The following is a 13,299-nucleotide window of genomic DNA, read 5'->3' as shown; positions in this document are numbered from 1 at the left end:
CTGGTCGGTTTTGCGGTTTGGGTGGTTACAGCGCTTTGGTGAAACTGAACGCACCGCGAATCTGACCTTTGGAATAGCCCACGGCCTGATCGTCCGGGTAGTATTCACTGATGGCTTGCTTAACCGCCGGTTTGACATCGGTTCCGTGGCAGTTCAAGCAGACCGCTGCTGTCGGGATGGCTTTCATATAACGGTATTGTTTTTCACCGTTCATAATAATAACTTGGGAAACTTCCATGCCTTTGATTGGTTTGCCTTCGGCCAGTTGAGCGTCAAAGCGTTCCAGAACGGTTTTTTCCCAAGCGTCTGGTGTGGCGGTTGCACCGCGTGGCTTCAGGCTGACACGATTGATTTTCCAGCCGCTTTTTTCAGACAGTTCTTTGGCAATGGCGGGCGCTTTGGTGTGGCACACTTCAATGGAGTTGACCGGACCGCCTTCTTTCATGCTTTTCATTAACGCGGGCTTTAATTGCCCCATGTACTCTTTGATTAAGCCCCGTGCTTCGGCTTCAGTGGGGGTGCCGTGGTTGCTGGCGTGCGCAGTGGTCACCAAACTGGTGGCGAGCAAGGTGCTGATGAGTGTTTTTTTCATTGAAATGTTCTCCTAGTGTGCTTGGATTTATAATTAATACCGTGATAGATTTTATTTATATCTGCCCCTGATGCAAGTTTTATTCCCAGCTATTTTTTTATGACAACCAATCAGTGTTTTCTATTGAAAATGCGGTAGATGAGGTCTGCTTTGCGATTGGGATGCCTTATAATCATGACTCTCAGTTGGAATACCTGTGTGGGCATTAGATGGATTGAAACGGCTTAGTGCTCCGTTTTAAGGTGCCCATTTGCTTCCTCTTGAATTCAAACCCTAATGATTGGAGTGTAACAAATCGACATGAGCGAGCAAAAAGCGCAAAGCCGGTTCAAAATGTTTTTATGGCCGTTGGTGATTCTGGTTGCGGCGATTGGGGTGTTTGTGTTGCTCACCCAGAGTAAACCGGAACAGCTTCCAGTGGAAGTGGAGCGCAAGGTTTGGCCGGTCAAGGTGATTGAGGTGCGCTCGCAAACTTTGTCGCCGATGGTGTCTTTGTACGGCACCGTGGAATCGCGCGATCGTGTGACGGTATCGGCACCCGTGACGGGGGTGGTGGCCACCTTGGCGGTGCGTGAAGGTCAGGCGTTTAATCAGGGGGATCTGTTGGTGGCGCTGGCGGATTCGGATATCGATTTGCCCTATCAGATCGCGCTCGCCGATGTGGCGGAAGCCGAAGCGGAAATTCGCATTCAGGAGCTGTTGTTTGAAGCGAATCAGGCACGGCTGAAGAAAGAAAAACACGTCTTGGTGCTGAAGCAGAATGATTTGAGACGTAATGAACAATTAATTAAAAAGGACTTGGCTTCGAAAACCACCGTGGAGCAGTCGAAAGAGGCGTTGGTGCGACAGGAATACACGGTCGTGGGTGCGGAGTTGTCGGTCGCGGAAAATAAGGCGAAGGTGGCTCAGTTGAAGGCGCGATTGGCGAAGGCGCGCGCGAATTTGGCGCAGGCGAAGGTAGACCGTGAACGCGGACGGGTGCAGGCACCTTACGATGGACGAGTGGCTTCCGTGTCGGTGGCCGAAGGGGATCGTGTCGCCACCAATTCACCGTTGCTGACCTATTATGGCTTGGGCAGCTTGGAGTTGCGTGCCAAAATCCCGGGCTTTGCATTGCCGTCGGTTGATAAGGCGTTGCAGGACGGGGTGCCTTTAACCGCGAGCTTGTCACTGGGTGACAATGAGTATGTGTTGCCGTTGCTGCGTTTGGCGGGGGAGGCCAGTGCCAGTGGTTTGGACGGTTTGTTCCAAATACCGGATGCCGTCAAAATTGCCAGGCCTGGTGATATGTGGCAAGTTCGGTTGCAGGGGCAGCCTTTGTCGGATGTGATGGCGGTGCCTTATTCCGCAATTTACGGTTCGGATCGCGTTTACATCGTTGAAGACGGTGCGATGAAAAGTGTTCGTGTGCAAAAGCTAGGGGATGTGGTGATGCGCGATGAAGCGGATCCGGCGGGGGGAACTTGGGCGATTATCCGTGCGGATTTGCCGCAGGGTGCTCAGGTGATTACCACCCATCTTCCAAATGCCATTAATGGCTTGAGTGTGGCGGTGGTGCCTTAAATGTCTCAAATAGTCGATCCTGAAAAGCACCCGGATGATTTTCCGGGGTATCATCCAAAACGCGATGTGTTTAAGTCCCACGGATTCATCGGGTTGTTCGCCCGTCACAAGGTAGCACCGAATTTGGTGATGTTTGTGATGATTCTGCTGGGCATCGTGGCGCTGTTGAAATTGAATGTGCAGTTTTTTCCTAATTTTGAGCTGGATTATGCCACGGTGCGTGTGGTGTGGCCGGGGGCGAATGCGGAAGATGTGGAAACCTCCATTACCGAGCCAATTGAACGGGTTGTGCGCAATGTCGATCAGCTGGAAGAGATGACGTCCACTTCGGCCTTGGGGGTGTCGTCGATCACTCTGAAGTTCAAGGAAGGCACCAATATGATCGAAGCGGTCGATCAGGTGAAACAGAAAGTGGATGAGTTGCGCAATCTGCCGCAGGATTCGGAAACGCCGGTCATCAGTCGGGTGATTCGCTATGAATCGGTGGCGCGGTTGTTGTTGATCAGTGAAAACGGTGATTTGAGTGAGTTGCGTCATCTGGCGCGAGAATACGAGCGTCAGCTTTTGGATGCGGGCATCGATAAAATCAACTATAGCGGCATGCCGGAAGAGGAAATGGCGGTGGAAGTGCCGCAGTCGGTTTTGCAGGATTATGGATTGACCTTGCAGGCGGTGTCCGATCAGTTGTCGGGGATGAGTCGCGATTATCCAGCCGGTTCGGTGGGGGACGATGACAGTGTGCGCGATTTGCGTGCCATAGAGCAGCGTCGTGATGCGCTGGCGTTTGCCGAGCTGCCATTGGTCGTATCGGAAACCGAAAACGTTCGTTTGGGCGATTTGGCGCAGCTGGAACGGCGCGTTAAGCGCAATGCGCCAGTGCTGTTGGTTGAGGGGCGTCCGGCGATTGAAATGAAGCTGCAGCGTGCCGAGTCGGGCGATACCTTGAAGTCGTCGCAGATCATGCAGGACTGGTTAAAACAGACGGAAGCGAATTTACCCAATGGCGTGCGTTTGCAGGTTTACGATGAAATCTGGTCGCTGGTCAATGAACGCATTATGTTGTTGGTCAATAACGGCGTCGGCGGCTTGATTTTGGTGGTGTTGATTCTGTATTTGTTTATGAATGGTCGGGTGGCTTTTTGGGTTGCGGTCGGCATTCCGGTGTCGTTTATGGCGACCTTGATGATTCTCTATCTGCTGGGCGGCAGCATTAATATGATCAGTTTGTTCGCCTTGATTATGGCGTTGGGAATCATTGTAGACGATGCCATTGTCGTCGGGGAAGATGCGCTGGCGCATTATGAAATGGGCGAGCCACCATTAGAAGCGGCGGAAGGTGGGGCGCATCGAATGTTGTCGCCGGTGATGGCGTCGTCCATTACCACCGCTGCGGCGTTTTTGCCGCTGATGCTGATCGGAGCCGAAGTCGGTAATATTCTGTTTGCGATTCCGTTGGTGATTATTGCGGTCATTTTCGCCTCCTTGCTGGAAAGTTTTGTGGTGTTGCCGGGGCACTTGCGTCATGCGTTTAAAAAGGTGAAGCCGCCAGCACCTGGGTCGCTTCGATATCGTTTGGACGGTGCGGTTGATCATTTTCGTCAGGTGCACTTCCGTCGTTTGACGCGTTGGGTACTGGCGCATCGCGCCATCACTTTGGCGACAACGCTTGGGCTGATGATTTTAGCCATTGGTTTGCTGGCAGGCGGGCGCATTGCGTTTGTGTTTTTCCCCTCGCCGGATTCAATACGCCTGTTTGCCGATGCCCGCTTTGTGGCCGGAACACCGCCAGATGTCACCGCAGACTATGTGGATCACCTGTATGAGGCGTTATTGGAGACCGAGGCGGAACTGGAGCCGGGTATTTTGCGAACCGCTGTTTTGCACCGCAATAAAACATACAGTGGTGAGAGTGGCGCGAACTTTGGCGGGATCAACATCGAGCTGGTGGAACCGGATGCGCGGGATACGCTGAATGCGGAATTCATTCGGATGTGGCAGGCAAAAGCGGGTGAAGTGCCAGGCCTGGATATTTTAACCATTGAAGCACCGCGCAACGGGCCGCCGGGCAGCGATGTCGAAGTGCGACTGTGGGGCGCTGCGCCGGAGGTGCTGAAGCAAGCCTCCTTGGATTTGCAGCAGGTTCTGTCCCAAATTCCGGGGGTGTCGGGCGTGAAGGATGATTTGCCTTACGGGCGCGATCAGTTGGTCTATGAACTGACCCCCCAAGGCAAAGCCCTTGGGTTTACCGTTGCGTCTTTAGGGCAGCAGTTATCGGCTGCGTTTTCCGGACGTTTGGCTCAAATTTACACGCTCGGAGAAGATGAAGTGGAAGTGCGGGTGCAGTTTCCGCGTGAAGATCAGGTGAAACTGGTCACTTTGGGTCAGATGCAGGTGCGTACACCGGATGGTGAAAGTGTGCCGTTAAGTGCAGTGGCCACCTGGCGTAATAAGCAGGGCTTTGATGCGGTGCGGCACGTGGATGGACGTCTTGCGATTACGGTGCAGGGTGAGGTGGATAAGGCGGTGAATAATGCCAATCGCATTCTGGCGCAGCTGCAGGCGTCCACTCTGGCGGAACTGACGGCGAACTATGGGGTAAGCTATTCGCTGGAAGGGCAAAATAAGAACCAGTCCAAAACCATGGGCGACATGAAAATCGGTTTGTTGATTGGATTGGCAACCATTTACATAGTGCTGGCTTGGGTGTTTGCGTCTTACGGCTGGCCATTGGTGGTGATGATGGCGATCCCGTTTGGTTTGATCGGCGCGATTTTCGGGCACTGGTTGCTGGGCATTGATATGACAATTTTATCGTTGTTTGGTTTCTTTGGTTTATCCGGGATAGTGGTAAACGATTCGATTATTTTGGTGAGTTTTTATAAACGTCTCCGAGAAGAAGGTATGGCGATTAATCAGGCGCTGGAAGAGGCTGTGGTTCAGCGTGTGCGCGCGGTATTTTTGACGTCTTTAACCACCATTGCCGGATTGACGCCGCTGTTGTTCGAAACCTCATTGCAGGCGCAGTTTTTGATTCCGATGGCGGCCTCCATTGCCTTTGGGTTGATGTTTTCAACCTTGTTGATTCTACTGGTGATTCCGGCGACTTTGTCGTTTTATGAGGAAGTGCACCAGCGGTTGAGCGGCGAGTGGAAAGCCGCTCATTAATGGAGTCATCATTAACGAAGTCAGCGTTATTTAGCCTTGGTTCTCTTGGTAGCCGGGGTTCCAAGGATGGTCGCAACGGATTAATCCGTCTTCAATCGGGGGCGTTTCAATGGCACCGCCAGCGGCTTTCCAAGCACCGAAACCGCCGATTAGGTTGACCACGCAGGTATACCCCATTTGCTGCATGGTGTGCGCCGCTAAGGCTCCCCGCCCACCGGCTTGGCAGAAGATGATCCAGGGTTGATTCAGATCCGATAGCTCCGACTGATGGCCTTCAAAGCACATATCGCATTTGGGTTCCAGAATGCCACGAGGAATGTGCAGCGACATGGGAATGGTACCGTCTAAATATTCGGCCGCTTCCCTGACATCCAGGGTTTTATAGCCTTGTGACTGGTAGTCTTTTACTTGGTCGCAGGTGATTTCGGAGATGTTTTCTTTGGCGGCTTTTACGAGGTCAGTCAGTCTAAGTGGCATGGTTGGCTCCTTGTTTGAAAGTGGGCTGGGATTAATTTGAAAAAATGAAATGAAGCATTTCAGCATAAATGCCTCAACGCCGATTTTAGCATGGGTGCTTCGTCGAGATTTGTGCGGTTAAAGTGAATTCATAAAACTGTCAAATGGATTTAAAAATACAACGCCATGCTGATAGCCTCTAAGACGGAAACCTTTTTAGAAGCGCGATTCGGTGCAATCCGAAGCGTTGCGTTTGATTGTGAATATCTGGGGTTTCTGGCGGAAGTGGGTGGACAATTTCAATCGCATCGGTGAAGAGTACTTGATGAATTTGTGATTTTAAGCGAAAATGACTGTCCAAATTTTGCACTTGTTACGGTGCCGCTTGCACCGAACAGGCCGTGAACGACCGAATTTTTATAACCTTGAGGGAAGTTGCCAATGTCAACTCGTAGAGAACTAGCCAATGCCATTCGTGTGCTAAGCATGGATGCTGTCCAAAAAGCCAAATCTGGTCACCCAGGCGCGCCAATGGGGATGGCGGATATCGCCGAAGTCCTGTGGAATGATCACATGAAGTATAATCCGACCAATGCCAAGTGGGCGGATCGTGACCGTTTTGTTCTGTCTAACGGACACGGTTCCATGCTGATCTATTCGTTGTTGCACTTGACCGGTTTTGAGCTTGGGATGGACGACATTAAGCAGTTCCGTCAGTTGCATGCCAAGACGGCGGGGCATCCTGAATATGGCTATGCGGATGGGATTGAAACCACCACGGGGCCATTGGGACAAGGGCTAACGAATGCCGTGGGCATGGCCATTGCCGAGCGCACTTTAGCAGCACAATTTAACAAACAAAACCACGACATCGTCAATCACTATACCTATGTTTTCATGGGTGACGGTTGTTTGATGGAAGGTCTGTCGCACGAATCGGCGGCCATGGCCGGTACTTTGGGTCTCGGTAAGCTGGTCGCCTTCTGGGACGATAACGATATTTCCATCGATGGTCACATTGGCGATTGGATGGAACGTGACGTCGCGGGTCGATTTGAGTCTTACGATTGGCACGTGATTCGTGATGTGGATGGTCACGATGCCGATGCCATTGATAAAGCGATTCGTGAAGCCAAGTCCATTAACGATAAGCCAACCCTGATTTGTACACGCACCACCATCGGTTTCGGTTCGCCGAACCTGTGCGGTTCGCACGATTGCCACGGTGCGCCTTTGGGTGACGAGGAAATCAAGCTGACGCGTGAAAATCTGGGCTGGGAACACGAGCCGTTTGTGATTCCGCAGAACGTTTACGATGGCTGGGATCACAAGGAAAAAGGGGCGAAAGACGAAGCGGAATGGAACGCTAAGTTTGAAGCCTATCGTGCTGAATTCCCAGAGTTGGCGGCGGAGTTTGAGCGTCGTATGGCGGGTGAGTTGCCTGCGAACTTTGAAGTGGAAATGGATCAGTTTATTGCGAAAACGCAAGACGAAATGCCCAATATCGCATCCCGCAAAGCCTCTCAAAACGCAATTGAAGCCATGGGGCCGATTCTGCCGGAAATGTTCGGTGGCTCCGCCGACCTGACTGGATCGAATCTGACGAACTGGTCTGGCACGGTGAAAGTGAATCATGCCAATCCAAACGGTAATTACCTGTCTTGGGGTGTGCGTGAGTTTGGTATGGCACACATGATGAACGGGATGGTTCTGCACGGTGGCTTTAAAGTTTACGGTGCCACTTTCTTCATGTTTATGGAGTTTATGCGTAATGCCTTGCGTATGTCGGCCTTGATGAAAATTGGCACGATTTATGTCTTTACGCACGATTCCATCGGTTTGGGTGAAGACGGCCCGACACACCAACCGGTCGAACAAATGGCGACCATGCGTGTGATTCCAAACTTCCAAACCTGGCGCGCCTGTGATGCGATCGAATCTGCCGTGGCGTGGAAGCTGGCGGTGATGCGTGGTGACGCGCCGACAGCGCTGGTGTTCTCTCGTCAAGGTTTAACGCCAATGGCACGTACGGCGGAGCAAGTGAAGAACATTGAAAAAGGCGGCTATGTCTTGAAAGACTGTGACGGTACGCCGGACATTATCTTTATTGCGACCGGTTCGGAAGTTGGTTTGGCGGTCGAAGCGGCTGATGCCATGAGCGAAAAAGTCCGTGTGGTCTCCATGCCTTCTACGGATGCCTTTGACGAGCAGGATCAAGCTTACCGTGACTCCGTGTTGATTCCTGGCGTTAAGCGAGTTGCGATCGAAGCCGGTGTGGCCGAATCTTGGTACAAGTATGTCGGTTTGGACGGCGGTTTTGTGTGCATGAACACCTTCGGTGAATCGGCGCCAGCAGGCGATCTGTTCAAAGAGTTTGGCTTCACGGTTGAAAATGTCATCGCCACGGCCAACTCGGTTCTGGGTAAATAATTCAATTATCATTTCATTTTTACCAGGCCTGGCGGTTTTTCCGCTGGGTCGGGTGTTTCTTTAGGAGTAAAACAGAATGACAATCAAAGTAGGTATTAACGGATTTGGACGTATCGGTCGTATGGCATTCCGCGCAGCCGCGAAAGACTTCAAAAACATTGAAGTGGTGGCCATCAATGATTTGTTGGATCCGGAGTATTTGGCTTACATGCTGAAGTACGATTCCGTTCACGGTCGTTTCGACGGTGACGTGGAAGTGAAGGACGGAAACCTGATTGTAAATGGTAAGACGATTCGCATTACCGCAGAACGTAACCCGGCGGACTTGAAATGGAATGAAGTCGGTGCCGACCTGGTCATCGAATGTACCGGTTTCTTCTTGACCGAAGAATCCTGTCAGGCGCACATCGATGCGGGTGCGAAGAAAGTGGTTCAGTCCGCCCCTTCTAAAGATCACACGCCAATGTTCGTTTACGGTGTTAACCATGAAGAATATGCTGGTCAAGCAATCGTTTCTGCCGCTTCTTGTACAACTAATGGTTTGGCGCCCGTTGCCAAAGTGTTGAATGATAACTTCGGCATTAAGCGTGGCTTGATGACGACCGTTCACGCGGCGACTGCGACTCAGAAAACCGTTGACGGGCCTTCCATGAAAGATTGGCGTGGTGGTCGTGGTATTCTTGAGAACATCATCCCTTCTTCAACCGGTGCCGCCAAAGCAGTGGGTAAAGTTTTGCCAGCCTTAAACGGCAAGTTGACCGGCATGGCTTTCCGCGTGCCGACGTCCGATGTGTCAGTGGTCGATTTGACGGTTGAGTTGGACAAAGAGGCTTCTTATGACGACATCTGTGCCGCCATGAAAAAAGCATCTGAAGGTGATATGAAGGGTGTTCTGGGTTACACCGAAGAAGCGAATGTTTCTACGGATTTCCGTGGCGATTCCCGTCCGTCCATTTTTGATGCGAAAGCCGGTATTGCACTGGATCCAACCTTCGTTAAAATTGTGGCCTGGTACGATAATGAGTACGGCTACACCTGCAACATGATGCGCGTTGTGGAGTATGTTGGCTCTAAGTAATCCGCTGATGTAATCCGTTTTTGGAGTCGTGGTAACAGCGGCTCCAATCGGCAATGCTTTCTCGTATCCGCATTGAAATCAGTGCGGATAGGAGAACTGTATTTTTGACACTCAACGGCACCTCAAAAAGTGCCTTAAACTAAACAAAGAGGACTCAATAATGTCTGTAATTAAAATGTCTGACTTGGATCTGGCGGGAAAGCGTGTACTTATTCGTGAAGATTTGAATGTTCCGGTCAAGGACGGCAAAGTGACGTCTGATGCACGAATTCGTGCCTCCTTGCCGACCATTAAAATGGCGGCGGAAGCCGGTGCAAAAGTCATGCTGATGTCTCACCTGGGTCGCCCGACAGAAGGTGAATATGCAGAAGAGTTTTCTTTGGCGCCGGTGGCGGCGAATTTATCCGAGAAGCTGGGTAAAGACGTGCGCTTGGTGAAAGACTATTTGTCCGGTGATTTTGAAGTGGCGGATGGTGAAGTGGTTCTGTTGGAAAACGTTCGCTTTAATGTTGGCGAGAAGAAAAACGACGAAGCGCTTTCCAAACAATACGCGGCCTTATGTGACGTTTATGTTATGGATGCTTTCGGCACGGCGCACCGTGCGCAAGCGTCTACCCACGGAGCAGGTGCCTTTGCCGATACCGCTTGTGCCGGGCCGCTACTGGCGGCTGAGTTGGAGGCCTTAGGCAAGGCGTTGAACAATCCTGCTCGTCCAATGGTTGCCATAGTGGGCGGCTCTAAAGTGTCCACAAAATTGACCGTTCTGGAGTCGTTGTCTGAGAAAGTGGATCAGCTGGTGGTGGGGGGCGGTATTGCCAACACCTTTATCGAAGCGGCGGGTTACAATGTAGGAAAATCCTTGTCGGAAAGCGATTTGGTGCCAACTTGTAAGAAACTGAACGAAATCATGGAAGGGCGCGGTGCGGCGATTCCATTAGCCTCAGATGTGGTGTGTGGCAAGGAGTTTTCCGAGTCGGCGGCGGCGGAAACCAAAGTGGTCGCCGATGTCGCGGATGACGATATGATTTTCGACATTGGGCCTAATTCAGCGAAAGAGTTGGCGGGCATTATCAAAAAGGCCGGTACGGTTGTTTGGAACGGTCCGGTTGGCGTTTTCGAGTTTGACCAATTCGGTGAAGGCACCAAGGCCATTTCCATGGCCATCGCGGAATCGTCCGCTTTCTCCATCGCCGGCGGCGGGGATACCCTAGCGGCAATCGATAAGTATGACATTGCCGATAAAGTCTCTTATATTTCAACGGGTGGCGGTGCTTTCCTGGAGTTCCTGGAAGGCAAAACCTTGCCGGCGGTTGAGATGCTGGAAAAAGCCGCAAAAGGCTGAACTACAAAATGAGCAGGCCTGGCGATTTTGCTAGGTCTTTTTGAAATCTTTGCCCGCCAACGTTGGCTGGGTCCAAGATTTCGTTTATCACAATTTGGTGCCTCGTTCACGAGAGATGAGAGGATGCCTCGGTAAATGAATTTTGTTTGGGCTAAGAACCCGATCAGGGAAGTTTGTTTCGCGAGTCATCTTAGCTTTCTGTCGAGCACTTAATGGCAGTCTTAGGAATTATAAATTCATGGCAAAAAATTTAAGAAGAACGAAAATCGTTGCAACGCTTGGTCCGGCGACGGATCGTGAAGGTGAGTTGGAGCGGATTATCAAAGCCGGTGTGGATGTGGTGCGTATCAATATGTCCCACGGCAATGCCGACGATCATAAAATACGTGCCCAAAAAGTGCGTGAACTGTCGGCTAAAATGGATCGGCAAGTGGGGGTCTTGGTGGATCTTCAAGGGCCAAAAATCCGTATTGCCCGCTTTTCAGAAGACAGTGTTTTTCTAAAACCCGGTGCGGCCTTCGCATTGGACAATAATGTCGATCCGATGGCGGGCAATCAGCACGAGGTGGGGTTAACCTATAAAAGCCTGCCTTACGATGTCAAACCAGGTAATCGCTTGTTGCTGGATGATGGACGTGTCGTTCTCGACGTTGAAAGCGTCGAAGGCGAGCGTGTTAATTGTGTCGTAGTGGTCGGCGGTAAACTATCCAATAATAAAGGCATTAATTTGATGGGCGGCGGCTTATCGGCGGCGGCTTTGACTGAGAAAGATAAAGAAGACATTCTGACGGCCGCCGAAATCCAATGCGACTATCTGGCATTGTCCTTTCCAAGAAGTGCGGAAGACGTTGAGTATTGCCGCACACTGGCGGAAAAAGCCGGTCTTAATTGCAGTATTGTCTCAAAGATAGAACGTGCTGAAGCGGTGAACGATGATTTTACCCTGGACAGCATTATTCTGGCATCGGATGTCATTATGATTGCCCGTGGTGATTTGGGTGTGGAAGTTGGGGATGCGCAATTACCGGCACTGCAGAAGAAAATGATTAAACGCGCACGTCAATTGAACCGCATTACGATTACGGCGACTCAGATGATGGAAACCATGATTGAAAATGCCATTCCGACACGCGCTGAAGTATTTGATGTGGCCAACGCGGTCATGGACGGAAGCGATGCGGTGATGCTATCTGGAGAAACCGCCACTGGCCATTCACCGAGCCTGGTGATTCAGACGATGTCGAATATCGCTTTGGAGGCGGAAAAATCTCGCAGCGCGCGTGAATCCACGCACCGTATTGATGAGTCGTTTACGGCAGTGGATGAAACCGTCGCCATGTCCGCAATGTATGCGGCGAATCATTTTGGCGTCACCTGCATCGCTGCCTTGACCGAATCGGGCAACACGCCGTTATTGATGTCCCGTATCAGTTCCGGTATTCCGATCATTGCGTTGACACCCCACCTGGAGACACGTCGGAAGGTAACGCTCTACAGGGGCGTTTATCCCACTACGGTTGATTACTCGGATTTGACGGATGCCGAAGTGCAGGCTGAAATACTGGAAGAACTCAAGCAGAAAGGGGTGGCCAGCTCGGGGGATTTGATTATTGTCACCCGTGGTCAGGCACGCGGTTTGATGGGCGGAACCAATCAAATGGAAATTGTTAAGGTTCCCTGAAACAAAAGACCTGATCAGGCTTTTCAAGCCTAAAAAGCTTGTTAGAATAGAACGATTGATTTTTTAAACTAATAGAGGAGTCTCGCACATGGCGATGATTACACTTCGTGAATTGATGGACTACGCAGCGGAAAACAACTTTGGTATGCCGGCGTTTAACGTAAACAACATGGAACAGGTTCGTGCAATCATGCGTGCGGCGGATAAATGTAACTCGCCTGTTATTCTGCAGGGGTCGGCGGGTGCACGCAAGTATGCTGGTGAGCCAATGTTGCGTCACCTGATCCAGGGTGCGGTTGAAATGTTCCCGCATATTCCGGTTGTAATGCACCAGGATCACGGTTCCGATGAAGGTGTCTGTTTGCGCGCGATTCAATCTGGCTTCACCTCGGTGATGATGGACGGCTCTTTGATGTCTGACATGAAGACGCCAGCGTCTTACGAATACAACCGTGACATCACGGCCGCTGTGGTTAAAATGGCACACGCGGGTGGTGTAACGGTTGAAGGTGAGCTAGGGTGCCTAGGTTCTCTGGAAACCGGTATGATGGGTGAAGAAGACGGCCACGGTTCCGACGAGAAGCTTGACGCGGACGCTTTGTTGACGGATCCGGAAGAAGCGGCACAGTTTGTTAGAGAAACGAACGTTGACTGTCTAGCGGTTGCTGTGGGTACGTCTCACGGTGCTTACAAGTTCACGTCTAAGCCTTCTGATGATGTACTACGTATCGACCGTATCCGTGAAATCCATGAGCGTATTCCTGATACTCACATCGTAATGCACGGTTCTTCTTCTGTTCCAGAAGAATGGTTGGAAACCATCAACAATTTCGGTGGTGACATGGGCCAAACTTACGGTGTGCCAGTTGACGCCATCGTTGAAGGTATCAAATACGGTGTTCGTAAAGTAAACATCGATACCGACTTGCGTATGGCGTCTACCGGTGCGGTTCGTCAGCACTTGGAAGAAAACAAGTCTAACTTTGACCCAC

The 13,299-nt window shown here is 51.2% G+C and carries 9 protein-coding genes; 7 read left to right on the top strand and 2 right to left on the bottom strand.

What is annotated here, in order from left to right:
* Positions 1 to 25 precede the first annotated feature (25 nt).
* On the bottom strand, positions 26 to 592 hold the full coding sequence (locus tag ACP5D0_RS07365) for a Tll0287-like domain-containing protein (RefSeq protein WP_472365020.1): 567 nt from the start codon (positions 590 to 592) through the stop codon (positions 26 to 28).
* A gap of 300 nt (positions 593 to 892) precedes the next feature.
* Here ACP5D0_RS07365 and ACP5D0_RS07360 point away from each other — a divergent pair, with 300 nt between their 5' ends.
* Together ACP5D0_RS07360 and ACP5D0_RS07355 are read left to right on the top strand one after the other, a co-directional pair.
* Entirely contained in the window at positions 893 to 2,155 is a 1,263-nt protein-coding gene (locus tag ACP5D0_RS07360) for an efflux RND transporter periplasmic adaptor subunit (RefSeq protein ID WP_472365019.1), read from the top strand.
* Positions 2,156 to 5,320, top strand: a complete 3,165-nt coding sequence (locus ACP5D0_RS07355) for an efflux RND transporter permease subunit (protein WP_472365018.1) — start codon at positions 2,156 to 2,158, stop codon at positions 5,318 to 5,320.
* A 30-nt stretch (positions 5,321 to 5,350) separates the two neighbouring features.
* Here ACP5D0_RS07355 and ACP5D0_RS07350 read toward each other — a convergent pair whose 3' ends face one another.
* On the bottom strand, positions 5,351 to 5,797 hold the full coding sequence (locus ACP5D0_RS07350) for a rhodanese-like domain-containing protein (RefSeq protein ID WP_472365017.1): 447 nt from the start codon (positions 5,795 to 5,797) through the stop codon (positions 5,351 to 5,353).
* 420 nt (positions 5,798 to 6,217) lie between these two features.
* On the opposite strand from ACP5D0_RS07350, the gene tkt reads away from it, so the two are divergent.
* From tkt to fba, 5 genes are all read left to right on the top strand, one after another.
* Positions 6,218 to 8,206, top strand: coding sequence for a transketolase (gene tkt, locus ACP5D0_RS07345; RefSeq protein ID WP_472365016.1), 1,989 nt, complete (start codon positions 6,218 to 6,220; stop codon positions 8,204 to 8,206).
* A 76-nt stretch (positions 8,207 to 8,282) separates the two neighbouring features.
* On the top strand, positions 8,283 to 9,284 hold the full coding sequence (gene gap, locus ACP5D0_RS07340) for a type I glyceraldehyde-3-phosphate dehydrogenase (RefSeq protein WP_472365015.1): 1,002 nt from the start codon (positions 8,283 to 8,285) through the stop codon (positions 9,282 to 9,284).
* 160 nt (positions 9,285 to 9,444) lie between these two features.
* Entirely contained in the window at positions 9,445 to 10,626 is a 1,182-nt protein-coding gene (locus ACP5D0_RS07335; protein ID WP_472365014.1) for a phosphoglycerate kinase, read from the top strand.
* A gap of 238 nt (positions 10,627 to 10,864) precedes the next feature.
* Positions 10,865 to 12,307, top strand: coding sequence for a pyruvate kinase (pyk, locus tag ACP5D0_RS07330; RefSeq protein WP_472365013.1), 1,443 nt, complete (start codon positions 10,865 to 10,867; stop codon positions 12,305 to 12,307).
* Between the two features lie 88 nt (positions 12,308 to 12,395).
* A partial coding sequence (gene fba, locus ACP5D0_RS07325; protein ID WP_472365012.1) for a class II fructose-bisphosphate aldolase occupies positions 12,396 to 13,299 on the top strand: 904 nt, incomplete at its 3' end.

Origin of the sequence: Hydrogenovibrio sp. (assembly GCF_049975065.1) — a bacterium.
Taxonomy (GTDB): Bacteria; Pseudomonadota; Gammaproteobacteria; order Thiomicrospirales; family Thiomicrospiraceae; genus Hydrogenovibrio.
The sequence above is the reverse complement of the archived record's forward strand: the minus strand, read 5'-3'. Positions and strand labels throughout refer to the sequence as shown.